We start from the raw sequence: 23,851 nt of genomic DNA on the forward strand, positions 1-23,851 counted from the left end.
GTGAAGTACACCTAAACCCAGAAAGAGAAGCTGCTTAATAAGTAAGCAAATGATGACAACTACCTTGAAAAACGCCGGTTGTAAGACCCGAACTGATGGCCTGCGTATTTCATTGCGATAGGGAAAAATTGCTCAGGTTCAACCTGACCAGATAACGTATCAAGCAACTCCTCAGCGGCATTATCGAAAGGTGGTAAGCCAAGATCGCTGGCAAGGTTATGGTTCCATGCAAGCCATTGGACATTGTTTAGAGGCGTCGCTTGAACTGGGGTATAGAAGGGCTGAGGCAGTGTCGCAAATCGATTGTTAAATGAAATTGAATCCCAAACAGACATGAGAGGCACACGGTAGAGAAAAGATAACCTAAGATTATCACAACTTTATAACAACTTCAGACGCACGATGCAAAAGGCTTGTTAATAGCGGGTAACTTGGTGACACGACGAAGAGAAAGGTCTACGGGAAGCAGATGGATACGAAAAAAAGTGTAAACGAGAGAAAGCGGTGTCTAAGATAAAAACAAAACAGAAACTCAGAAAAGGTTAAGTGGCTAGACTGATGAGCAGAGCCACATTTAAAATCGGAAGAGTTCTAACTTTGAAAACGTTTTAACAAATGTATTCATAATAAAAACTAAAAATCGAGCCATAAAGCTGACTACATTAGAGCAAGAATACCCACAAGAGAAAGGGTAGAGAAAATCCAAGTACGACTAATAACGCCAAAATTACTGTGTTGAATCATTTCTTGATGCTGCATATATCTCTCCTAGAGAATGTGATGGTGTCACTATAATATATCGGCTTTTCGCCAAAATCAGCAAGCACATTAATGTTAACCTTTTATGACAACACCAAGAAATTTCCGCAACACTTAGCTATTGATAGCTCTATAATTTACGATCGACTGGTTGTAGAAAGCAGCGCTCCTGCCCCAATAAAAACACCGCCAGTGACACGGTTAAACACCTTGGCGCGACCTTTCGCAAACAACCAATTTGACGACTTCACGCCCAAGTAGCCGTACACCAGCAACCAAGAAAGTTCCATCACAGCAAACGTCATGGCAAACACCATAAACTGTGGCAACAGGGCTATCGACGGGTCAATGAACTGTGGAAAAAGTGCGGTAAAAAACAGGATAGCTTTGGGGTTGCTCGCGCCAACAATAAAGCCACTTAGGTAATGCGCAGCCGCGCTTTCTTTGGCAGGTTTACCCGCTGTATTTTGATTCGGTAACTGAGCATAATCTTGTTGATTAGAACGCAGAGATTTCCAGCCAAGGTAGATAAGATACGCAGCGCCAGTCCATTTTATGACACTAAACACCACTTCCGATGAAGCAATGATCACCCCTAAACCGGTGAACGATAACGTTAAGATTCCGGTGATCGCAGTTAAGCTGCCCAGCGCAGTAAATATTGATAATTTAAAACCCGATTGCACACCTTTGGTCATGCACAACAACGAACTTGGGCCGGGTGATGCCGTTAAGATCAGCACCGCCAATAAATAGTAAATCCATATATCAAAGCTCATCGAGAATTCTCCTTAACTCACGAAAATGATTAAACATTAAGCACCAATATGTAGTATCTATGACGATTAATCAATACAATCTTGAACAAAGCTTTTTTAGGCGAAATGGAAATGCCCTTTAACGTAGGCAATAAAAAACGCCATGCATTGCTGCATGGCGTTTAAATACAAACGTTTTAAATCGAATGTCTAACCCAGTTTCAAGCTCTAAGCTATAAGTCCTAAGTCCTAAGCTATACGCGACAAGGCTAAAAGTGCAAGCTAGTCTTTGTAAATAGAGAACTCATCAGCGCAAGCAAGAAGCTGCTCGCGAGTGATCATAAATACACCGTGACCACCGTTTGAGAATTCAATCCAAGTGAATGGGATCTCTGGGTACTGATCCATCATATGAACCATTGAGTTGCCTACTTCACAGATCAAAATACCATCATCGGTCAAGTAATCTGGTGCGTTAGCCAAGATGCGGCGAACCAATTTCAGACCGTCAGAGCCTGCAGCAAGGCCAAGTTCTGGCTCATGAGTAAACTCTTCTGGCAAGCTGTCCATATCTTCTTCGTCCACGTAAGGTGGGTTAGATACAATCAGATTGTAACTCTCTTTTGGCAAATCACGGAAAAGATCAGAGCGGATTGGGAACACCTGTTGCTCCATACCGTGATCTTGAACGTTCTGCTCTGCCACTTGCAATGCATCCGTCGAGATATCAATCGCATCAACTTCAGCATCAGGGAAAGCATGAGCACAGGCGATAGCAATACAGCCACTGCCAGTACAAAGATCCATGATACGTGTAGGCTCTTCTGTTAACCATGGTTGGAATTGCGCTTCGATCAACTCACCAATTGGCGAGCGAGGCACAAGAACACGTTCATCAACAAAGAACTCAAGCCCACAGAACCATGCTTTGTTGGTTAGGTATGCCGTTGGTGTGCGCTCATTGATACGCTTAATCACGCGCTCAACAATACGCAAGCGTTCACTGCTGGTTAAACGAGAGTTCATCACATGTGACGGAACATCAATTGGCAGATAAAGAGTTGGTAAAATAAGTTGTACCGCCTCATCCCACGCATTATCAGTGCCGTGACCATAAAATAGGCCCGCTGCGTTGAAGCGGCTAACAGTCCAACGAATCACGTCTTGAAGCGTGTGTAGTTCTGATACCGCTTCTTCTACAAAAATCTTATCCAAAATTATCTCCGAAAAGCGCTACAATACTGCCAATTCCGTTTCAAATTAGAATTGATAACCTGATGAGCAAAAAAGACACCGATTTCGATGACGATTTCGCCTTATTCAGCGATGCAGTAAAGGGCGTTAAAAAGTTGCGACAGGATACCATAGTCCAGCCGCCAAAAAGAAATACCAAACAAAAAGAAATTACTCGCACAGCAAGACAAGCCAGTGATAGCGAGTTTTATTTTTCAGATGAGTTCATTCCACATCTGAGTGAAGACGGTCCAACACGCTATGCGCGTGATGATGTCTCTAAGTATGAAGTCAAGCGACTGCGTCGTGGGGTTTACGTACCAGACGTGTACCTGGATATGCATGGTATGACCCAGCAAGAAGCCAAACGTGAGCTTGGCGCGATGATCGCACACTGTGTCAAAGAAAGCGTTGCGTGTGCTAGCGTTCAGCACGGCATCGGCAAACACATTCTAAAACAGAAAGTGCCGCTGTGGTTAGCACAACACCCAGACGTGATGGCCTTCCATCAAGCGCCTTTAGAGTTCGGCGGTGACGGTGCCTTGTTAGTGCTGCTTTCCATTCCTGAGAAGTAACACGGGGACTGACTACCCCACATCAAAAACAACAAAGGCCATCTCAATTATATTGAGATGGCCTTTGAGCTTATTTGCAAAGGCATGAGATTATCTAAGCAAGATCACGAGCGTTAGCTCGCCTATGGATTAATGTTCCAAAGTAACTCACCTTTTTGTGTTTCAAGGTCAAAGTCGATACACGCTAGTCCAGAAGTCGGGAACATCGGCGGGGCAATGCCTGTCGCAAACTCCGCAGTTAAATAGCCAACCAGCGGTAAATGAGACACAAATAAAATACTCTCCAGTTGCTCGACTTCAGCCATTGCTAAGGTCAAGTCGAACACATCGTCGGACATGCCATAAGGCGTGATGTCATCACAGCTTTCGACTTGCTTTCCAGAAAACGCCTGTGAGATCTCTAACCACGTTTCTTGTGCCCTTAAATATGGGCTCACAAGCACTTTATCGAATTGATGAATCCCTTGCTCATTGGCGGCTTGAGCCACCGCAAGAGAAGCCATTTTTCCGCGTTTGGTTAACGCTCGTTCTGCATCCGAGTTAGCAAAATGCTCTGCTTCTCCATGACGCATAATAAATATTTTCATGTTCAATCCTGTTTACGTAGCATGTCAAAGGTCGATATAGCCAATATCTCTGCGATACGCCACTTAGGTTTGGCTTCCAACTTTAAGAAACCGCAATCAATATTAATAATTATATCAAGTCACTTGCCAAAGACTTCGACTTTCTTAACAATCCTATTAAAAGAAAATAAATTACTGATAAAAATCGATAAAAGTGATTTAGACATCGCCAAAAAGCCCTTTATATCCCAAAATATGATCACAAGGTTTGCACGTCGAACCATCGGGTACATAATTTATAAACCCCCTTCTCTGGAGATGCCCCGTGCACTTAAGCCCAAATGATGAACATCAATACCGCTACCTAACCTTAAATAATGGGTTACGCGTACTGTTAGTTCAGGACGAAAATGCTCAAAAAGCAGCGGCTGCATTAGCCGTCAATGTCGGGCATTTTGATGATCCAGAAGACCGAGAAGGTTTAGCTCACTACCTAGAGCATATGCTATTTTTGGGCACTGAAAAATATCCAAAGATCGGGGGATTTCAAAGTTTCATCAGCCAGCATGGTGGAAGCAACAACGCTTGGACAGGCACCGAGCATACCTGTTTCTTTTTTGACGTCGAATTGAATGCCTTTGAAACAGCACTCGATCGCTTCAGCCAATTTTTCACCGCTCCCCTATTCAATGAAGAAGCATTAGATAAAGAGCGCCAAGCCGTTGATTCAGAATACAAAATGAAACTCAACGACGATTCGCGACGTTTGTACCAAGTGACCAAAGAGCTGGTCAATCACAACCACCCATTTTCGAAGTTTTCAGTGGGTAATCTCGAGACATTGGGTGACAGGAACGGAGCCACGATTCGACAAGAAATTTTATCCTTCCATCAACAGCAATACTCTGCTGATCTTATGACGGCAGTGCTTTCAGGCAACCAATCTTTAGATGAGATGCAAGCTTGGGTAGAACAGCTCTTTGATGCCATTCCCAACCATGACCTGCAAGGCAAAAAAGTAACGATGCCTATCGCGGGTGCATTGAGTACTGGCGTGCAAGTCCACGTTGAGCCAATAAAAGAAGTGCGAAAACTTATCTTAACCTTCCCAATGCCTAGCATGGATGAGCATTACGGCATTAAGCCACTGTCATTCTTTGCGCATCTTTTAGGGTACGAAGGTGTTGGCAGCTTGATGATGCAGCTCAAAGAGAAAGGCTGGATCACCTCGCTCTCCGCTGGCGGTGGCGCAAGCGGCAGTAACTACCGTGATTTTACGGTCAGTTGCTCATTAACCATCGCAGGTTTAACCAACACCGATCACATTATCCAAGCGGTGTTCCAGTACATCAAACTCATCGAGCAACAAGGTATTGAAGAGTGGCGCTACCTAGAAAAACGGGCGGTTTTAGAATCGGCGTTCCGTTTTCAAGAACCCGCAAGGCCGCTTGATGTGGTCAGCCATCTGGTGATCAACATGCAGCACTACCAAGAGCAAGACGTAGTGTATGGCGACTATAAAATGTCGCATTTCGATGAAGCACTGCAACGATCTTTGCTGCCCTATTTCGCCGTCAGTAATATGAGGGCGACCATCATTGCCCAAGGGTTTGAATATGACAAGCAAGCCAAGTGGTACTTTACACCCTACTCAGTTACCCCTTTTACGCCTGAGCAAACGCAATCGTTCCAATGTATTAATCCCGGTTGGCAGTTTGAACTGCCCGATAAAAACCCCTTTATATGCTATCACTTAGAGCCAGCACAGCTCGAAGATGATGCCGAGCAGCCACAGCTGTTACAAGAATTAGATGGCTTTAAGTTATGGCACCTACAGGACCATCAATTTAGAGTGCCAAAAGGTGTAGTGTACATCGCCATCGATAGCCCACACTCAGTAGCCAGCCCTAGAAACATTGTCAAAACACGCTTATGTGTCGAAATGTTTTTAGAATCGCTCGAACAAGAGACTTATCAGGCTGAAATTGCGGGTATGGGCTACAACATGTATACCCACCAAGGCGGCGTAACACTAACGCTTTCAGGGTTCAGCGAGAAACAGCCACAGCTACTCAATATGATCCTTGAACGCTTTCAAGCGCGTGATTTTAATCTATCACGCTTCGAAACGATCAAGCAGCAATTGCTAAGAAGCTGGAACAATGCCTCGCAAGATCGTCCTATTTCACAGCTGTTTAATGCGATGACGGGGATATTACAGCCAAATAACCCTCCCTATGCCGTGCTCATTGAGGCGTTGGAGACCATAGAAGTCGATGAATTGCCCTCATTTGTTCAATCGATATTGGCTGAGCTTCATGTTGAGATGTTTGTGTACGGTGACTGGAAAAAAGTCGATGCTCACAAGATGGCTGAAACGTTAAAAGATGCCCTTCGTGTTCAAGATCAAGCCTATGAAGAGTCACTTCGTCCGTTAATTATGCTGGGTGAAAATGGCAGCTTCCAGCGTGAGGTAAAATGCAACCAAGATGATTCTGCTATCGTGGTCTACTACCAATGTCCGGATGTATCGACGAAAAGCGTGGCGCTTTACTCCCTCGCCAATCACCTGATGTCGGCCACTTTCTTCCACGAAATACGTACTAAGCAACAGTTAGGTTATATGGTGGGTACAGGGAATATGCCGCTTAACCGCCACCCGGGGGTCGTCCTTTACGTGCAATCTCCCAACGCGGCACCAGCAGACTTACTGGCCTCAATCGATGAGTTCCTCAATGCCTTTTACATGGTGTTGTTAGAGCTTAACGATTACCAGTGGCACAGCAGTAAACGCGGCCTGTGGAATCAGATCTCAACGCCAGATACCACCTTGCGCGGGCGTGCTCAGCGTTTATGGGTTGCAATAGGCAATAAGGATGTTGAATTTAACCAAAGAGAGCATGTGTTAGAGGAGCTCAAAGGGCTCACTCGCTCTGATATGATGCGCTTTGTGGTCAACCAACTCAAACCACGTACTGCCAATCGCCTGATTATGCATGCTCAAGGCAATACACATGATGAAGCGAAGAAGCTATCAGCAGGTATCGAGATTGGCTCGATTGATGAATTTCAGTTGCGCCCGAAAGACTGCGAGCTAGGCTGATAAAGCTGCAATAAAAAAGGTTGATGTGAAAGCATCAACCTTTTTATTGAATGCAGCACAATAGCTTACTTTTATCTCTCGATCGTCATTTCCGAGAAGGGGAATGGAACGACTGAATCGGGAATCTCCCTCCTTTCGCCAGTTCCCATAAAAAATATAGCCCGCATCAATTGCCTGATACGAGCTTCGAAATCAGTAAGCCAGAGAGTTACTTATAAAAAGACTCGCCCAAGCCAGCACGTGTCAGTAGGCCATCACATGGCGCAAAACGATCACCGTACTTCTTCGCAAAGTCGTTCATCATCTCAACCAATGACTTAATGCCGATTTGATCCATATAACGGAACGGACCACCTAAAAATGGCGGGAAACCGATACCGAAAATCGCGCCGATATCACCATCACGAGGGCTGCGAATAATACCGTCGTCGAGACAACGAACCGCTTCATTCAACATAGGTAACACACAGCGCATCGCGATATCGTTATCGCTCAATTTAGGCTCAGGTTGCAGCTTAAGCAGTTTGTAAACTGACTTATCGACTTCCTTCTTCTTCCCTTTGTAAGTGTAGAAACCTTTACCACTCTTACGACCTTTACGATTGTCGTTCAAAAGGATGTCAAACACATCCGGACCTTGGAAACGAACGCCTAATTCATTGACCAGAATCGGAATGATCTTAGCACCGATATCCACCCCCACCTCATCTAGCAAGGTAATTGGGCCAACCGGGAAACCAAAATCTAGCAGTGCACTATCCAGTTTTTCAATCGGCTCATTCGCTAGTAGCAGATGTGCCGCTTCATTCATATATGGAGCAAGAATACGGTTTACATAGAAACCCGCCGTATCTTTAACCACAATCGGCGTTTTGCCTTGCTTCTTCGCTAATGCAACCACCGTCGAGATCGTCTCTTCTGAGGTTGTTTCATGAGGGATAACCTCAACTAGCGGCATTTTCTCTGCTGGGCTGAAGTAGTGAAGACCAACCACATTTTCTGGGCGCTGTGCCTTCTCTGCAATCTTATGGATTGGCAGTGATGAAGTATTCGTCGCGAAGATAGTCTCTGGCTTGGCGTTGGCTTCAATATCGGTAACCATCGACTGCTTAAGATCGAGATCTTCAAAGACAGCTTCAATCACCACATCGGTATGATTAAAACTGGTAAAGTCGATACCACCAGAAAGTTGAAGCATCTTACTTTCTAGGCCAGCACGGCTCAGAATACGACGCTTACGCTGCTTATCGAATAACTTGTAGTTGTAGTTAAGCGCGTTCAACACACCTTCATTGGATACGTCTTTAATTCGCACTGGTACCTTTGCTTTAGCTACACTGACATGGCTGATACCTGCGCCCATAAGGCCACCGCCAAGCACACCAACGCGCTTAACCGCTTTCGGTTCTGCATCTGCACCGTGTTCTTTCTTCATTTCAGTGGTTGCAAAGAAGATAGAACGAAGTGCTTTTGACTCAGAAGTCATTACTAACTCAGAGAAACGCTTCGCTTCGTACTGAAGACCTTTTTCAAAGCCGTTTTCTAGACCGTAGCGAATCACATCCAGAATCGCGTCAGCTGCTGGGTAGTTACCACGAGTTTTCTGATTGGTCTTCTTGGCAGCTTGTTCAAAAATCACTTTACGACCAACGCTGTTGCGAGAGATAAGTTTCTCTTTAGTAGATGCTTGGCTCTTAGAAGCAAGACGCTTACCTTTTTTGCTGCCAGTATTCTTCTCAACATAGCTTTTCGCTACTTCAAGCAAAATCGTATCTGGGACACAAGCATCTACAACACCAAGCGATTTCGCTTTCTTAGCGCGCAGCTGCTTACCAGTAAGAATCAGGTCGAGAGATGGCAGCAAACCAATTAAACGAGGCAGACGTTGTGTACCACCAGAACCTGGTAGTAAACCTAGCTGAACTTCAGGCAAACCAAGGCGCGTCTTATCTGAATCGCTACATACGCGGTAATCACATGCTAGAGCAAGCTCTAAACCACCACCTAAACATGGACCATGAATGGCTGCGACCACTGGGAAAGGTAAGTCTGACAGCGCTTGGAACATCTCCTGCCCTTGTCGTGCTAGAGATTGTGCTTCATCAGCAGTTTTACACGCATCCAGCATTCGAACGTCTGCACCCGCGATAAAGTTATCTGGCTTAAGAGAGTGAACAATTAGGCCTTTAACGCGGCTTTGTTTTTCTTTTAGCTGTTCAAAGATCGCTTTCATTTCTTCAGCAAAAGCCGCTTGTAGCGTGTTCATTTTCTCGCCCGGTACATCAATCGCTAGCCAAGCAATGTCTTGGTCATCGATGTTAAGAGAGAATGCGGTCGCTTTCTTTTTCGGTGCTTCAGTCACTGGAGTTGGCTCCGCGTTAGTGACTATCTCTTTTTCTGTTGTTGCATCAAGAGTCGTAGACATTATTCTACCTCCAAGATCATTGCTGCACCTAAACCACCAGCCGCACAAGCGGTGTTCAGTGCCAAGCCGCCACCGCGACGTTTTAATTCACGTAATGTTTGAGTCATCATGCGCGCGCCCGTCGCTGCGAACGGGTGCCCATAAGCAATTGAGCTACCTAGCACGTTAAACTTATCCATATCAATCTCCCCGATCGCTTTATCTCGGCCAAGATTTTTCTGAGCAAACTCATCGCTGGCAAACATTTTTACATTCGCCAACACTTGAGCGGCAAAGGCTTCATGCATCTCGATAAGGGTTAGGTCGGACAGTTCTAAACCGGTATTTTTCAAAACTTGCGAGGTCGCGTACGTCGGGCCCATCAACATATCGGTTTCAACACCAATGGCGGAGAATGCGTAGCCACGAATATAGCCAAGCACCTCTAAGCCTAGCTCTTCGGCCTTGCCTTCGCGCATCAACATTATCGCTGCACCGCCATCGGTCAACGGCGTTGCATTGGCTGCCGTGACGCTGCCGTATTTTCTATCAAATGCTGGGCGTAATTTCGCGTAGCCTTCAACCGTTGAGTCATGGCGAATGTTATTGTCTTCAGCTAAGTACTTTTTATAAGGCGCAGGGAATGCCGTCATCACTTCGTCTTTTATTTTGCCCTCTTTCCATGCTTGAGAAGCCAGAGAGTGAGAACGGTGGGCCAGTGCATCTTGATCTTCACGCGTAATACCGTGGGTCTTGGCCATCTGCTCGGCCGTTTGCCCCATAGATAAACCCGTCGAGTATTCAGCAACGGCTGGCGGTACTGGCATCAAGTCCTTCACTGAAAGCGTTTTAAGAATCTTGAGTTTTTGACCCATGGTTTTGGTTTTGCTCAACGCTAATAGGTTTGCCGCTAACTTTTTCGAAACACCAATCGGCAATACCGAAGAAGAATCCGCACCGCCGGCAATACCCACATCAATCGTGCCAGCCATAATGCTCTCTGTTACGTTGACAGCCGCTTGAAAACTGGTCGCGCACGCTCGCGTCACACTGTAGGCATCGGTATTGATGTCCATGCCAGTGCCTAACACAATCTCACGTGCAATGTTCGGCGCTTCCGACATTTGCACAACTTGGCCGAACACAACTTGTTCAATCAGCGCAGGATCGACATCCGTTCTTGCAAGCATTTCACTGACAACCATTTTGCCTAGGTCAACCGCAGGCACTTGACTAAATTCGGTGCTCTGACGAGCGAATGGGGTTCGTAATCCAGCAACAACGGCCACACGTTCTCCAGAACGCGTTTTGACTTCCTGTTTGCCCATGGTTTCTCCTTAAAGTTAAGAGGTCTGACCTGAAGTATTGTAAATGAATTGTTAATTAAATCAAACGGGTGTTTAAATAAACGTGATACGCGTTGCTTACCGCAGGCAATAGAAATGGTTATTCAGCGAAACCTTTTGGAGGGAACAAGTGATAGTTAGAAGCTATCCTCTAAGAGCTTAGACGCTAAAAAATTAGACCATAATAACTTAGACTATAAAGAACTATGCCTATAACAAGCCATGGTTATAACAAACTATAGCTATAACAAACTATAGCTATAACAAACCAAAGCTATAACAAACGACAGCTATAACAAACGACAGCTATAACAAGCTATGACCGAAAAATTGGTCGCTAAACCAGAGTATTGCTGTGGCGTGAACGGGGATGTTTTGTTACGGCAAAAAGCTTGTGGCAAAAAAAAACCACACAAAACTGTGTGGTCGGAATATATAAAGCAATTAACGTAACGCCAATTGAAAATAATCAGTTTCCTGATTAGGAGAAAGTAAAGTCAGCCTTCAAAAGGAAGTGCCGTCTTGCTCAACATGCTAGCCACGAATGACTAACTAGACGACAGGGTGTACTATAACTTGTTCGAAGGGTTAAATTTTGAAGTAGATCAATTTTAATGTGATTTTACGATTTCCTGCCTATCGTTGGCCCGAATAACAAAACCGAAGATCACAACAAAACACAACGTATAGAAAACCATTATACGCAGAGCAATATGGAGGCTCGTGTGTCAATAATTGAAATGTTTGGAAAGAAAAAAGCCAAGCGTCCGGTCAACTCTGATATGGACAAACAAAGAAAATATGAAGCACTTGTACGCGCCTATCATCGTGACCTGTTTCGCTATGCCTATTGGTTATGCAAAGACAAAACCATTGCCGAAGATTTAGTGCAGGAAACTTGCCTTCGAGCATGGAAGTCACTCGATAGCCTTCAAGATGAAAAAGCCGCTAAATCTTGGCTGATCACGATCTTGAGACGCGAGAATGCTCGGCGTTTTGAACGCAAACAGTTTGACCTGGTTGATATCGACGATCATGGTAACGATGCCAGTATCAGTGATGATCCGCACCATCAACACCAATGGTTACAAAACCAGATCATGAAACTTGAAATCGATTACCGTGAACCTCTCTTCCTACAAGTGATTGGTGGTTTTAGTGGTGATGAAATCGCTGATATTCTCGATCTTAACAAGAATACGGTGATGACCCGTTTATTCAGAGCTCGAAATCAGTTGAAAGAGATGTTGGACACAGAAGAGGCAGAGAGGGGGCAACATAATGGATGATTTGGAATTTCGTCGCCGTGTATTGTCGGAACCTAAACAGCGTACGCAAGACATTATAGATGCGGCAACAAACAGTGAAGCCAACCGTCATTTCTTAGACGATGTACTCTCGCTCGATAAACAGATCCACTCAGCGATGAATGTGGATGTGCCAGATGATCTGGCTGATCGTATTCTATTCAATCAGACCTCTAACGAAGAGAGCAAAACCATCAAACCGACGTTTGCTCGGCGTGCCATGGCTATGGCGGCTTCAGTGGCGTTCGTCGCAGGCTTACTGGTCGGGCAAATCAACTGGGGAAATGCGTTGGTATCGCCAGCACAAGCCAGCTTAGCTGACACCGCAATGCAGCACGTTGTTGATGAAAAGAGTTTTGTCAGTGCTTTAGATGAGAAAGTGACCGCTCAGCAGATCAATGCCAAAATGATTCCGTTTGCCTTCCAGTTTGATCAACCATTCCCTTACCATGTGTATTACTTAAATCACTGTGGTTTTGGGCAATCCAATGCTGTGCATATGGTATTCCAAGGCGAGAAAGGCAAGGTCACGCTATTTTTAACGGGCATTGCAACGGATAAACCCGTTCATTTTGATGAACAAGGGATGTCTGGCTCAGTCACTCCCCTTGATCATAGCAGCCTAATCTTAGTCGGTGAAAAAGATGAGAATGTGTCTAAAATCGCCGAAAAACTAACAAAAATGATTAAACCCATGGGCTAATTCGCTCTAAAAATTCCGTGACAACAAGCCCAGCAAGTATACTGTTGATATTGCTGGGCTTAATTTATAAATCCACCAGAAAACCATTCATCACATCAATATCACTAGAGTCAAAACTCTAAAAAAGAGCATTTAGCACCATTTTCCTGCCAGATAGACGTCATTTCCATAATTTTCCACTCAAAATCACCAATGGTCGGATTTGTATATCGTATACTTCCGACTAGGATCAGCCCCCATTGAGCAGTGGCTCAAATATATTGCCCATCTAGAGGCGAATATGACAAAAAAGGAAAAAGCAACTATGAACAATTCGCGTCTGTTTAAAAAATCTCTTCTCGCAGTCACTATAGCTTCTGCTTCTCTTGCTTCTACACAAGCAGCAGCAGCAGGCTTCCAACTTAACTCACAATCAGCAACTGGTCTTGGACGAGCAGCTGCTGGTGATGCAGTAATCGCAGATAATGCGTCAGTAATGGCTCGTAATGCTGCAGCAATGTCTCTATTTGACTCATCTGAATTTTCAGTTGGTGTAAACTACATTGATACTGATATTTCAGTTTCAGATATCGAGTATGCTGGCAGCTCTGTTGACGATGCAAGCAACGGTAGCGGCACACCCGTTCCAAACATTTATTACGTTCACCGTTTAAATGATAAATGGGCATTTGGTGCAGGCATCTATTCAAACTTTGGTACTACTAACAATTTCGATGATGACTTTGGCGGTTCAACACCTATTGGCTTGACGGCTAAACAATTTGGTGGAACGACTGAAGTTAAGAGCATAAACTATGCATTAGCAGCGTCATACCGTATCAATGATCAATGGTCTGTGGGTGCAGGTTTAGATATTATTCAAGGCAGTGGCAAACTAATCCGAGAGACTGGTTCAGAAATTGCATTTCCAGGAGTCGTTCCCAAGAAAGGCCTAGATGTCGATGCTGACGGTATCGGTTTTGGTTGGAATGTGGGTGCGGTATTCGAGCTAGACGAACGTAACCGTTTTGGACTGTCTTACCACTACAGTCCAGAAATTGAAGCGGAAGGCGATATGATCTACTTGGATCAAGATATTAGTGACCAAAAACTTCTAATGCCTTTACCTAGCATGGCTGAATTTTCTGGTTACCACGAGATCAAAGATACCAAATTTGCAGTTCACTACTCTGTTCAATGGATCGGTTGGAGTGTATTTGATGAGCTGAACACCTCTGGTGGGACAACACTTAACAACTACGAATGGCAAGATGGCTGGCATTATGCCATTGGTGGTACATATTTCCTAGACGATTCGTGGACACTACGTGCCGGTTATATGTACGATACAGCGGCGCAAAATGAGAAAAAATCTATTTCTGTACCAGATTCAGACCGTCAATGGTTCTCTGCTGGTGTGAGCTATGCATTCGAGAAACACCACACTATTGACTTCGGTTTCACTTACCTAATGGGTAAAGATGCTGATGTTACGGAAATCGATCCATTAGGAAGTGCACTAACAGCAACAACTAGAGCAGACGCTTTCTTAGCTGGTCTTCAATATAGCTACAGCTTCTAATATAAGCTAAGTGATAAATCCCAAAGGGTCGCATTATGCGACCCTTTTTTATGGTTCATCGCGGCTTTCCGGGGAAAGCCGCGATGAACCTTTTAATTACCTCTGTTCTTCAGCAGTACCCAGCGTGAGCGCTTGACCCATTGTCTCGCTTTTTTATCTTGCTTGAGTTTGTTGGCTTTGTCGACTCTGACTCTATCCATCACTTCACGACCGAATTTAGCGACAACATGGAACAAGTCGTAAACGATTTTTGCGTTCGGGCAGTGCGCTTGAACTTCAAGGTCAAAGCCGTATTCATGTCCATCGCGACCGCCTCGATATTATTGCCATGCTTACTTAACTGCTCGAAGAACGGTCGTATGTCCTTGCGGCTACGCCCTAACCTTATCCAAATGACTTGGTGAATCTTAGCATCAGCGATGACAGTGGCATACCGATGTCCTTTAAAGATGGCGAACTCATCCATGACGAGTTGTCTTAGTCCCACCCATTTCACTGGCGGTACCACTTGTCTAAGTCGGCGTTTATCTATCTCTTTAATGGTGTGCCAATGAACGCTAGTTAGCTGAGAAATATGTTTAATGGGAAGAAGGGGTAAAAGTTGTTCTATATAGCTTTTTAGGCGCTTCGTTATACGAACATAAGGCTCTAACCAAGATAGCGACTCTGTTTTTATACCGCAGTTACGACACTTAATCCTTCGTGTTTGAACGGAAAGTTCAACAGGAACACCGAGTAACATGGCCTCCTTCACATGGAGCCATTGATACTCATGGATGGCTTCGGCTTCAAGACCACAAAGGCATTTAGCCTCAGAGTTAGGTTTAAGAGTCAGGGTAATAAGTGATGCTGTCTGGTGAGACTTTACTATTTGAAAGCCTTCCCAGAATGAAGATAGGAAAGTATGATTCGGCATGAAAACGGTAGTTTTTGTTTTTAGTTCCCGTTAATCCGCGATGAACCTGAAAAAAGCTCGATGTTCTACTGACATCGAGCTCCTTACATAAAAATCCTACATTAAACTCCCGGCATCGAGCCTGGTCTATCGGTGATTCACTGTCGTTAGTAGTCTTCTAAATAGCCATCAATGAAGTCTTCTTCTTCAAGGTCGACCTCTTCAGGCTCGATCTCAGCTTTGAAGTCACGACGCTGAATATACACATCACGAGTCAAGGCGTATGGGTCAGGCGAGTCATCCAACAAAGCTTCTTGCGAGACTAACTGAGCACGCGTCTCCATCCCTTCAAATGCCCACTTTCCAGCACTAGCCCAGAAGTTCAAAAACGACAGTGGGACATACATACCATCGACGGTTTCCGTCAATTCACGCGTGGTCAGCGGCCCATACCCCGGCACCACAAAGTAAGGGCCATTCCCTACCCCATAGTGGCCAATTGCATCAGAAAACGACTTGTCATCGTATTTGGTGATGCCCGCTTCGGTCGCGATATCAAGCAAGCCCAGTAAGCCAAAGGTTGAGTTAATCCAAAATCGATTGAAGTGGTCGAGCGCTTTATTGCCGTTGCCCATAATGAGGTTGTTCAGCATACTAGAGGGCTCATCTAGGTTGGATAGAAAGTTGGAGATGCCCGTGCGAATAGGAACTGGCGTATAGTCAACATAGGCAAGAGAAACCGGACGAACCAGATAAGGATCTAGGTATTCATAATTGAGATCCCACATTGCCCGGTTAAAGCCCTCAAAGGGATCATTGGGGTGCCCTTCCTCGGCATATTCATAACTTGCTTGGTTCTCTTCGTTGCCGTCCTCTTCGGGCACGCTGGAACAGCCCATGCCAAAGCTTGCAATGAAAAGTAAACTTGAGAGTCTTAAAACACTAACAGCCATATCACCTTGTCCATAAGGATTTGACATCATAAAAAAGGCCAGCAATCGCTGGCCTCAATTGTTTGCGTAAGTTTATACCGTTTATTGCTAAACAGGAATAGCTAACGCCTATGCAAGGTGATGATTATTATCAATATTGCTTATTGATATTAATGGTCACTGGAGAACCTAATTTAACCACTTCACTCTCGCCGTACCAATCTCCACCGCGAGTTGACACGTTGCCATCAGTATCAAGTCTAGCTCTTACCATCAAAGTCTCAAGGCTAGACAGCTCTTGTCCCTCTAGCATGCTGTTGCCATCATCGAGCACAACCGTACGAGGGAAAGTGCCTAATGGGTAGCGAGCCGCTGCAACAGGCATTGGTGAACCATCGGCTCTGTGCACTGAAACAACCAGCACAGACTTAGGATCCGCATTAACATCCGCTGCAAGTTCAAGTGTTACTGCAACACTCTTACTTTGATCAGCCCCCATGACATTACCCATTTTCTGCTGCGCACTTTCAATACTGCGTGACAACATTTCATAACGACTGTCTTGTGGTCCAATCATCTGTTGCATGACCCTCCAGTACTTAACGGCACCCGCGTAATCTTGACGCTCGAAGGCATCAAACGCTAGCAAAGAGAATACACGCAGATCAACGTAATCGTTTTGAATCAAACGGCTTAAGATCAAGCGAGCTTGGTTCTGTTCTGTCTCGTCAGGTGACAGCATAAGCGCTTGAGCAAAGCCTAACTGCACATCTTCATTATTCGGCTCAAGTTTGAAGGCTCTTTCCATCGAGTCGATTGCTGTTTGCGCATCACGGTTTGCTAAAGCAATACGACCAAGCAGCAACCAGCCCGTTGAATCTTCTGGGTGATAGTGAAGACGGGTACGCAGTGCTAACGTTAGATCTTCAAGTTCATCATCCGTTAGTGAAGCCCCTTCCTCAGACATCAGCTTTTTAGATAGCTCAGGCAGATTAGCACTGACTTCCTGCCAGTGTTGAACTTTATCTAACGCACCAAACTTAAAGTACATTCCGTAGCTCACAACCAGAACCAGAATCACCGATGGCACAACCACGCCCATTGTAGAAATGTGCGTCTTCTTGGTCTCTTGCTGCGTAGGAATATCGTCAAGCAAAGATTGCTTCAAATCTGCGATCAACTCTTGCTGGTTATCAACAAGGCCTTCTTCAGTTTCAACCTCAAGCTCTGTCAGACGATCTTTATAGAACGCTTTATTCAACTCATCACGAAGCGCTTCGTCATTGTTTACCTTCTTATTAATAAAAGGCAAAACAACAAGTAGAATCGCTGCTAACGAAAGGACAATTGTAGAAATCCAAAATAGAGTCATTACTTCTTATCTCCGTCGTTCTCTTCGTCGAGTAACGCTTGTAAACGTGCTTCTTTGTCTGCATCCCAGTCTTTACCTGACTCTACAACGTTTGATTTAGACTTTCTGCTTCGTAAAATGATCAGGCCAAAACCCAGCACAATAACCGCGAACGGACCGACCCATAGGACCGCAGTCGCTAAGGTCAGTGGTGGGTTATACGTTACAAAGTTACCGTAGCGAGCAATCATGTAATCGATAATTTCTTGCTCGGACTTGCCTTCTTTTGTCATCTCATATGCCTTTTGACGAAGATCGACAGCCAGTTCCGAGTTTGAATCACCGATAGTATTGTTCTGACATTTCGGGCAACGGAGGGTATTGCTCAAATATTTAAATTGCTGCTCTTGTTCAACCGTATCAAACTCATGAAGCTCGATAGGGACCGCGTTCACTGTCGCAGAAAGGGCGAATGCAGCAAAGAGAGTCACTAATGCCTTTTTAATCATTTCGCTTCCTCCAACAGGGCTTGATACATAGGCTCGAGCGTCGATGCCCAATTGGTCGGGTTAACATCACCAACATGTCGGTAACGCACTACCCCTTGAGCATCAATTAAGAAGGTCTCAGGCGCGCCATACACACCAAGATCTAGCCCTAACATACCGTTGCCGTCAAACAGGCTGATGAGATAAGGATTGCCAAGTTCGTTTAACCAACCCACGGCTTTGTTACGTTCATCTTTATAATTCAGACCAATAATCTTAACGCCTTGATCGGAAAGCTTGTTTAGGTATGAGTGCTCGGCATAACAGGTCGGACACCAAGTCGCCCACACGTTCAAAAGCAGCGGTTCACCTCTAAAGATCGCTTGATCATGAAGCTTACCCGGTTGCTCTAAATCTTCTAAACGAAACTCAGGAACTGTTTTACCAATTAGTACCGACTCAAGTTTAGTAGGATCATCGCCCGACTGGTTTCTTACCAATTGAGTTGCAAATACCCCCGCAAGAATCATGAAAGCGAGCAGCGGAATAAATAAAATCTTCTTGTTCATTAGGCCTCCTGCTCTTCAACCGATTTTTTTGTTGGCTTGCGGAAACGGTAGCGACGGTCACTGATAGCGATAGCACCACCAATTGACATGATCAAAGAGCCCGCCCAGATCCAACGTACAAATGGTTTGTAGTAGATACGTACCGCCCAAGATATGTTGTCGTCTAAACGCTCACCCATGGCAATGTAAAGGTCGCGCGTTACGCCGCGATCAATCGCCGCTTCTGTCATCATAGACTTCGCTGTGGTGTAGAAACGTTTTTCGGCGTGAAGCGTGTTGATGTATTGACCTTCTTTAGTAATTTCAAAGTCAGCAATATAACCATCGTAGTTCGGACCATCTTTGTCACGTACGCCAGTAAACTCGAAGCTGTACTCTTCAAGTTGGTAGCTTTCACCCGGAGCTAAACGTACATCACGTTCAATGCTGTAGTTTTGCACCATCGCAATACCAATCACGGTTACCGCTAAACCGATGTGACCGCACATCATGGCCCAGTGGCTACGAGGAAGCTTAGTGAGACCTTTGAGGAAGGTATGACGGTGAGTCGCACGTTCATGCAGCTCAAAGCCGTGCATGAAGATGATCCAGAATGCCATGACCCAACCAGCAAACGCAGTACCACTGAAGCGGTCAGCCAGCAGTGTCACCATCAGAGCACTTAGACCAAGCGAAAATACGCCTGAAATCAGCATGGGTTTCACTAGCTTAGATAGGTTGTCGCGTTTCCAACGGATCAGAGGACCGATACCAAGCAGGAACGAGAACGGAATCATCAACCAGAAGAACAGCATGTCAAAGAATGGCGCACCGATAGAGACCGAGCCCAAGCCTAACTGTTTGTGAACGAGTGGTAATAGCGTACCTACTAACACCACCACTAGAGCAGCCATCAATAAGATGTTGTTGCCAAGCAGTGCGTTTTCACGAGACACCAGATCAAAGTTACCACGCACACGAACCGCTGCGCCTTTCACCGCAAATAGTAGCAGTGAGCCACCGATAACGAAGACAAGGAAACCAAGAATGAACATACCGCGAGCCGGATCCGACGCAAATGCGTGAACAGACACTAAGATACCCGAACGAACTAGGAACGTACCCAATAAGCTGAGTGAGAATGCAGAAATAGCCAGCAATACTGTCCAAGCTTTAAATGTGCCGCGCTTTTCGGTTACCGCCAGTGAGTGCATTAACGCAGTACCAGCCAGCCAAGGCATGAATGAAGCGTTTTCTACTGGATCCCAGAACCACCAGCCACCCCAGCCAAGTTCGTAGTAAGCCCACCATGAACCTAGTGCGATACCAACGGTTAGGAATAACCAAGCTGCGATAGTCCAAGGACGTGACCAACGAGCCCAAGCCGTATCTAAACGACCACTCATTAGAGATGCAATAGCGAAAGAGAACGCAACAGAGAAGCCAACATAACCCATGTAAAGCATTGGTGGGTGAATAATCAAACCCGGATCTTGCAATAATGGGTTTAAATCGCGTCCATCAACCGGGAAGAAAGGCAGAGTGCGTAAAAATGGGTTAGACGTTACGATAATAAATAATAGGAAGCCGACAGTAATCAAGCCCATAATCGCCAGTACGCGAGCCACAGACTCTTGAGGCATACCACGACTAAACGTCGCGACGGCAACGGTCCAACCCGCTTGGATAAGCACCCACAACAGCAATGAGCCTTCGTGTGCGCCCCAAACCGCCGTAATTCGGTAATACCAAGGAAGCTGACTGTTCGAGTTACTTGCTACGTATTGAATCGTAAAATCATTTGTGTAAAACGCATAACACAGAATAAAGAACGAAATCGCTAAGAACCCGAACATCCCCCACGACAACGGTCGTGCACTGTTCATCAGTAATGTGTTATTTCGAGCGGCTCCATACAGTGGGAGCACGCTCAATAGCAGTGCTAACCCCAAGGACAGGATCATCGCAAAATGGCCGATTTCGGCTATCATTGAGCATTTCCTTCTTTTTGTTCAGTCGTGTATTGCAAAGGCTCATGGGTTTTCTCCATTGCTTCCGCAAGTTCAGTCGGCATGTACTCTTCGTCATGCTTTGCCAACACTTCAAACGCTTCGATTGTCGTTGCATCTTTAAGGACACCTTGAGCAACAATACCTTGGCCTTCACGGAAAAGATCAGGAAGAATGCCATCGTATAAAATTGTTACTTTAGGGCCAACATCGGCTAAATCGAAGCTAACACGCAATGACTCAGTGTCGCGGCTTACAGAACCGACAACCACCATGCCACCAATACGTAAACGTTGACCGACTTCAGGTTTGTAACCATCTTTGCCGTTGACCAACTCAGTGGGTGTGTAGAACAGATCCATGTTCTGGTTAAGTGCATAGACCATTAATCCAACAGTCGCACTGATACCAATAAAAATGGCTAAAACAATACCTAGCCTCTTTTTACGCCTTGGGTTCATAGAGTGTTCTCCATATTTTTAGCTGCATCGATACGAGCTTGACGATCTATCTTTGCTTGTACTTCATTTAGTAATTGCTTACCACGTCTAACGCTTACCACCAGTAATACCAACATCGCGAGGAATGTGATTCCAAATGCACTCCATACGTATGGCGCGTAGCCACCCATGGCAAAGAAATCACTCAGAGATTCAAAATACATAATTACCTACCCTACTATGCTTTTTCGGTCGCAAGCTTGCGAACCCATGGACGGTGACTCTCTTTGCTAATGATTTCATTTCTGAAACGCACCATGGTCACAGCGCCAAAGAAAAAGGCAAAGCCGAAGATGTTAAGAAGAAGCGGCCAAAGCATGTCATTTGATATAGAAGGTTTGTCGAATTTGGTGATAGTGGCACCTTGATGAAGCGTGTTCCACCATTCAACAGAAAAATGAATGATCGGAAGATTAATGACACCGACAATCGCCAAAATACCCGCCGCTTTTGCTGCGGTTTTTTGATCGTCAAACGCATGGTGCAGGGCAATCACACCCAAATATAGGAATAGAAGGATCAGTTCTGAGGTTAAGCGCGCATCCCACACCCACCAAGCCCCCCACATTGGCTTGCCCCAAACCGCGCCCGTTAACAGCGCAATAAAGGTAAATACAGCGCCAATGGGAGCCATGGCTAGTGCTGCCATATCAGAAAGCCTAACTTGCCATACCAAACCAATAAAGGCCGCAATCGCCATCGACATATAAACGCCCATTGACCAAATGGCAGACGGAACATGGATGTATATAATTCTAAAGCTATCCCCCTGTTGATAGTCAGAAGGCGCAAATGCTAGCCCCCATACCGTACCCACAGATAAGCACAACAACGCTAGAATAGAAAACCATGGCAGAAGTTTACCAGCAAGCTGATAAGAGGTTTCTGCTTTGGCGTAGGGATGGAGCCATTTCCACATGTTTATAATCTCACTCTTACTTCATATGACTTAAAGCTACCATACCAATCGTAGTAAATAACGGGTTCCTCTAGCTGCTTAAAACGCTCGATAACTGCGTTAGAATTTTTGATTGTAGAATCACTACTTATCGAAAAATTCTGCCTTGTTCTCAAGCTTATTTCCTGAGCTATTTCTGAACACTTACTGTGATTGGTATTACAGCTATAATTATTATAATTTAATTGTCTGATATCTCTTTCAATGACTCTATGAGTTTGAAAGTTCTCATTGGTTCACTCTGAATCGATAAAATCTGCTGAACGGTTAGTTCACACTCACTCTCAGTGCTGCGCTAATGGCAAATGGGGTCAGCGTCATTGCCCCCATTAACATTGCCCCTAGTACGGCTAATTGTCCGTTATACGCAACGCCTAGTGCTGCCGCATCAATCGCGGATGTCGCAAAAATAAGAATTGGGATATACAACGGCAAGATAAGTAGGCTCAACAGTACACCACCTTTTTGTAGCCCAACCGTTAAAGCCACGCCAATCGCACCAATAAAGCTTAATGCAGGCGTACCAATCAATAACGTTAACACCACCGATAACCAAGTATCGAAATTCAAGGATAGCAGTACCGCCAACAGCGGGCTGATCAAAATTAATGGTAACCCGGTCAACAACCAGTGCGCTATGACTTTGGACAAGACCACCAACTGCAATGGAATGGGCATCAACATCATCTGTTCAAGGGCGCCATCTTGAAAATCATCACGGAATAATCGCTCTAATGAGAGCAACGCAGCCAGCAAAGCCGCGACCCAAACAATACCCGCAGCAATACGGGCAAGTAGATTAGGCTCAGGACCGATACTTAATGGAAAGAGGGTAATTACAATGATAAAAAACCACAAAGGGTTAAATATATCGGCTTGACGACGAAATGCGATCAACAGCTCACGTTGAATGATCGTGGTCATTGAAGAGATCATACTACTCACCCAATTTAATTTTTCTTAGTTTCGGGCTGTCAGCAAACATGTCTTGATGTGTGGTTAATAACACTATGCCACCATTATCTGCATGCTGAGAAAAAAGGGACTCAAGAACTTTCACACCCTGCTTGTCAATAGCAGTCAGTGGTTCATCCAAAATCCATAACATTTGCTTACTTAACCAAAGACGTGCAAGTGCCACTCGACGTTGTTGCCCTGCGGACAGCTGCCCTGTTGGTACGTCTTCTCGTCCAGCGAGACCGACTTGAGCCATAGCCTGGTAAAGCGCTTCCTTGGTGGTTCCACCACTATGAATCGACTGATAGAAGCTGAGGTTTTCATAGGCACTCAGCTCGCGTTTCACGCCAGTTTGGTGCCCAAGAAACAGTAGGTTCTGATGATAGACGTCTCGACTCGACTCAATCGGCTCACCTTGCCATGAGATAGAACCTTCATCACGATCGCCCAAGCCAGTAATGATTCTGAGGAGAGTGGTTTTCCCAGTACCATTTCGACCTTCAACTTGTACCAACTCACCGGGTTTAAGTTGAAAAGACAAGGATTCAAATAGAACCCTGTCGTCACGAATAGCTGTTAAATTAGAGACGTCTAGCATAGATAAATTTAGTCGAGAAATTAGGGACGTATAGTAGCACACGAAGATAGCAACAAAACAGGAGTAGGCGTTTTCGATACAACAAACTCAGTAAGAAATGATTACGGCTGCATCACAAATTACACATGTTTATATATTCCTTAACCATTCGCTGTCGATACTAGGGCGTGTTGATCATTCGAGCTGATTTTTGCAGCGAGTTGCTGAGTATTTATACAAGGCAGAGGCGTCGATGTGTAGCTAGCCTACATGAGAAGCCGATAACGTAGTAGAAAAAAGACTGAAAACAACGCAGAGTTA

Annotated in this window: 20 protein-coding genes and 2 pseudogenes; 5 read left to right on the forward strand and 17 right to left on the reverse strand. The window is 45.1% G+C overall.

What is annotated here, in order from left to right; genetic code table 11:
* Positions 1–77: 77 nt before the first annotated feature.
* The 3 genes and pseudogenes from Q1A70_RS01010 to prmB all read right to left on the reverse strand — a co-directional run.
* Positions 78–335, reverse strand: a pseudogene (locus Q1A70_RS01010) (protein adenylyltransferase SelO family protein); the annotation flags it as partial.
* A 561-nt stretch (positions 336–896) separates the two neighbouring features.
* Positions 897–1,538, reverse strand: coding sequence for a LysE family translocator (locus Q1A70_RS01015; protein ID WP_299686095.1), 642 nt, complete (start codon positions 1,536–1,538; stop codon positions 897–899).
* 261 nt (positions 1,539–1,799) lie between these two features.
* Positions 1,800–2,732, reverse strand: coding sequence for a 50S ribosomal protein L3 N(5)-glutamine methyltransferase (gene prmB, locus Q1A70_RS01020; RefSeq protein WP_299686100.1), 933 nt, complete (start codon positions 2,730–2,732; stop codon positions 1,800–1,802).
* A gap of 62 nt (positions 2,733–2,794) precedes the next feature.
* On the opposite strand from prmB, the gene smrB reads away from it, so the two are divergent.
* Complete coding sequence (smrB, locus tag Q1A70_RS01025; RefSeq protein WP_299686103.1) at positions 2,795–3,325, forward strand: endonuclease SmrB; 531 nt, start codon at positions 2,795–2,797, stop codon at positions 3,323–3,325.
* 122 nt (positions 3,326–3,447) lie between these two features.
* Here smrB and sixA read toward each other — a convergent pair whose 3' ends face one another.
* Entirely contained in the window at positions 3,448–3,912 is a 465-nt protein-coding gene (sixA, locus tag Q1A70_RS01030; protein WP_299686108.1) for a phosphohistidine phosphatase SixA, read from the reverse strand.
* Positions 3,913–4,216: 304 nt separating this feature from the next.
* Between sixA and Q1A70_RS01035 the strand changes: the two genes are divergently transcribed.
* The gene (locus Q1A70_RS01035) at positions 4,217–6,994 is read left to right on the forward strand and encodes an insulinase family protein (RefSeq protein WP_299686111.1); all 2,778 of its coding nucleotides are present in this window, start codon (positions 4,217–4,219) and stop codon (positions 6,992–6,994) included.
* A 208-nt stretch (positions 6,995–7,202) separates the two neighbouring features.
* Here the strand turns inward: Q1A70_RS01035 and fadJ are convergent, their stop codons facing one another.
* Positions 7,203–9,419 (reverse strand): fatty acid oxidation complex subunit alpha FadJ, encoded by a 2,217-nt coding sequence (fadJ, locus tag Q1A70_RS01040; RefSeq protein ID WP_299686114.1) that lies wholly within the window; start codon positions 9,417–9,419, stop codon positions 7,203–7,205.
* Positions 9,419–10,726 carry an acetyl-CoA C-acyltransferase FadI gene (gene fadI, locus Q1A70_RS01045; RefSeq protein WP_299686116.1) on the reverse strand — a complete coding sequence of 436 codons (1,308 nt, stop codon included), beginning with the start codon at positions 10,724–10,726 and terminating at the stop codon, positions 9,419–9,421. The genes fadJ and fadI overlap by 1 nt, the downstream gene beginning before the upstream one ends.
* 758 nt (positions 10,727–11,484) lie before the next feature.
* Between fadI and Q1A70_RS01050 the strand changes: the two genes are divergently transcribed.
* The 3 genes from Q1A70_RS01050 to Q1A70_RS01060 all read left to right on the forward strand — a co-directional run bounded on the left by Q1A70_RS01050 (position 11,485) and on the right by Q1A70_RS01060 (position 14,315).
* Entirely contained in the window at positions 11,485–12,033 is a 549-nt protein-coding gene (locus Q1A70_RS01050; RefSeq protein WP_299686276.1) for a sigma-70 family RNA polymerase sigma factor, read from the forward strand.
* Complete coding sequence (locus tag Q1A70_RS01055) at positions 12,026–12,754, forward strand: DUF3379 domain-containing protein (protein WP_299686120.1); 729 nt, start codon at positions 12,026–12,028, stop codon at positions 12,752–12,754. Before Q1A70_RS01050 ends, Q1A70_RS01055 begins: the two co-directional genes overlap by 8 nt.
* A 304-nt stretch (positions 12,755–13,058) precedes the next feature.
* Entirely contained in the window at positions 13,059–14,315 is a 1,257-nt protein-coding gene (locus tag Q1A70_RS01060; RefSeq protein ID WP_299686123.1) for an OmpP1/FadL family transporter, read from the forward strand.
* A gap of 101 nt (positions 14,316–14,416) precedes the next feature.
* On the opposite strand, the pseudogene Q1A70_RS01070 reads toward Q1A70_RS01060, so the two are convergent.
* The 11 genes and pseudogenes from Q1A70_RS01070 to ccmA form a co-directional block, all read right to left on the reverse strand.
* Positions 14,417–15,231: pseudogene (locus tag Q1A70_RS01070) on the reverse strand (ISL3 family transposase); the annotation flags it as partial.
* A 146-nt stretch (positions 15,232–15,377) separates the two neighbouring features.
* A complete protein-coding gene (locus Q1A70_RS01075) occupies positions 15,378–16,163 on the reverse strand; it encodes an MlaA family lipoprotein (RefSeq protein ID WP_299686130.1) in 786 nt (261 codons plus the stop codon).
* Positions 16,164–16,293: 130 nt separating this feature from the next.
* Positions 16,294–17,514: a c-type cytochrome biogenesis protein CcmI gene (gene ccmI, locus Q1A70_RS01080; protein WP_299686132.1), complete on the reverse strand. Its 1,221-nt coding sequence runs from the start codon at positions 17,512–17,514 to the stop codon at positions 16,294–16,296.
* Positions 17,514–18,002 (reverse strand): cytochrome c-type biogenesis protein, encoded by a 489-nt coding sequence (locus Q1A70_RS01085; protein WP_299686134.1) that lies wholly within the window; start codon positions 18,000–18,002, stop codon positions 17,514–17,516. Before Q1A70_RS01085 ends, ccmI begins: the two co-directional genes overlap by 1 nt.
* Entirely contained in the window at positions 17,999–18,550 is a 552-nt protein-coding gene (locus Q1A70_RS01090; RefSeq protein ID WP_299686136.1) for a DsbE family thiol:disulfide interchange protein, read from the reverse strand. Before Q1A70_RS01090 ends, Q1A70_RS01085 begins: the two co-directional genes overlap by 4 nt.
* Positions 18,550–20,520 (reverse strand): heme lyase CcmF/NrfE family subunit, encoded by a 1,971-nt coding sequence (locus tag Q1A70_RS01095; RefSeq protein WP_299686138.1) that lies wholly within the window; start codon positions 20,518–20,520, stop codon positions 18,550–18,552. The genes Q1A70_RS01090 and Q1A70_RS01095 overlap by 1 nt, the downstream gene beginning before the upstream one ends.
* Positions 20,517–20,999, reverse strand: a complete 483-nt coding sequence (gene ccmE / locus Q1A70_RS01100) for a cytochrome c maturation protein CcmE (protein WP_299686140.1) — start codon at positions 20,997–20,999, stop codon at positions 20,517–20,519. Before ccmE ends, Q1A70_RS01095 begins: the two co-directional genes overlap by 4 nt.
* Positions 20,996–21,202 (reverse strand): heme exporter protein CcmD, encoded by a 207-nt coding sequence (gene ccmD, locus Q1A70_RS01105; RefSeq protein WP_299686142.1) that lies wholly within the window; start codon positions 21,200–21,202, stop codon positions 20,996–20,998. The genes ccmE and ccmD overlap by 4 nt, the downstream gene beginning before the upstream one ends.
* A gap of 14 nt (positions 21,203–21,216) precedes the next feature.
* On the reverse strand, positions 21,217–21,957 hold the full coding sequence (locus tag Q1A70_RS01110; protein ID WP_299686144.1) for a heme ABC transporter permease: 741 nt from the start codon (positions 21,955–21,957) through the stop codon (positions 21,217–21,219).
* Between the two features lie 306 nt (positions 21,958–22,263).
* Positions 22,264–22,932 (reverse strand): heme exporter protein CcmB, encoded by a 669-nt coding sequence (ccmB, locus tag Q1A70_RS01115; RefSeq protein WP_299686146.1) that lies wholly within the window; start codon positions 22,930–22,932, stop codon positions 22,264–22,266.
* 1 nt (position 22,933) lies between these two features.
* Positions 22,934–23,551: a cytochrome c biogenesis heme-transporting ATPase CcmA gene (gene ccmA / locus Q1A70_RS01120; RefSeq protein WP_299686148.1), complete on the reverse strand. Its 618-nt coding sequence runs from the start codon at positions 23,549–23,551 to the stop codon at positions 22,934–22,936.
* Between the last annotated feature and the right edge of the window lie 300 nt (positions 23,552–23,851).

The sequence above is a fragment of the uncultured Vibrio sp. genome (genome assembly GCF_947488985.1).
Classification (GTDB): domain Bacteria; phylum Pseudomonadota; class Gammaproteobacteria; order Enterobacterales; family Vibrionaceae; genus Vibrio.

What these genes read in the sequence shown, in the direction of transcription:
- Q1A70_RS01050 (WP_299686276.1), top strand. Translation starts at nt 11,485, where the DNA reads ATGTTTGGAAAGAAAAAAGCCAAGCGTCCGGTCAACTCTGATATGGAC.
- sixA (WP_299686108.1), bottom strand. Translation starts at nt 3,912, where the DNA reads ATGAAAATATTTATTATGCGTCATGGAGAAGCAGAGCATTTTGCTAAC.
- Q1A70_RS01015 (WP_299686095.1), bottom strand. Translation starts at nt 1,538, where the DNA reads ATGAGCTTTGATATATGGATTTACTATTTATTGGCGGTGCTGATCTTA.
- fadI (WP_299686116.1), bottom strand. Translation starts at nt 10,726, where the DNA reads ATGGGCAAACAGGAAGTCAAAACGCGTTCTGGAGAACGTGTGGCCGTT.
- ccmB (WP_299686146.1), bottom strand. Translation starts at nt 22,932, where the DNA reads ATGATCTCTTCAATGACCACGATCATTCAACGTGAGCTGTTGATCGCA.
- Q1A70_RS01075 (WP_299686130.1), bottom strand. Translation starts at nt 16,163, where the DNA reads ATGGCTGTTAGTGTTTTAAGACTCTCAAGTTTACTTTTCATTGCAAGC.
- ccmD (WP_299686142.1), bottom strand. Translation starts at nt 21,202, where the DNA reads ATGTATTTTGAATCTCTGAGTGATTTCTTTGCCATGGGTGGCTACGCG.
- Q1A70_RS01090 (WP_299686136.1), bottom strand. Translation starts at nt 18,550, where the DNA reads ATGAACAAGAAGATTTTATTTATTCCGCTGCTCGCTTTCATGATTCTT.
- ccmI (WP_299686132.1), bottom strand. Translation starts at nt 17,514, where the DNA reads ATGACTCTATTTTGGATTTCTACAATTGTCCTTTCGTTAGCAGCGATT.
- smrB (WP_299686103.1), top strand. Translation starts at nt 2,795, where the DNA reads ATGAGCAAAAAAGACACCGATTTCGATGACGATTTCGCCTTATTCAGC.
- Q1A70_RS01055 (WP_299686120.1), top strand. Translation starts at nt 12,026, where the DNA reads ATGGATGATTTGGAATTTCGTCGCCGTGTATTGTCGGAACCTAAACAG.
- fadJ (WP_299686114.1), bottom strand. Translation starts at nt 9,419, where the DNA reads ATGTCTACGACTCTTGATGCAACAACAGAAAAAGAGATAGTCACTAAC.
- Q1A70_RS01110 (WP_299686144.1), bottom strand. Translation starts at nt 21,957, where the DNA reads ATGTGGAAATGGCTCCATCCCTACGCCAAAGCAGAAACCTCTTATCAG.
- Q1A70_RS01095 (WP_299686138.1), bottom strand. Translation starts at nt 20,520, where the DNA reads ATGATAGCCGAAATCGGCCATTTTGCGATGATCCTGTCCTTGGGGTTA.
- Q1A70_RS01085 (WP_299686134.1), bottom strand. Translation starts at nt 18,002, where the DNA reads ATGATTAAAAAGGCATTAGTGACTCTCTTTGCTGCATTCGCCCTTTCT.
- ccmA (WP_299686148.1), bottom strand. Translation starts at nt 23,551, where the DNA reads ATGCTAGACGTCTCTAATTTAACAGCTATTCGTGACGACAGGGTTCTA.
- ccmE (WP_299686140.1), bottom strand. Translation starts at nt 20,999, where the DNA reads ATGAACCCAAGGCGTAAAAAGAGGCTAGGTATTGTTTTAGCCATTTTT.
- Q1A70_RS01060 (WP_299686123.1), top strand. Translation starts at nt 13,059, where the DNA reads ATGAACAATTCGCGTCTGTTTAAAAAATCTCTTCTCGCAGTCACTATA.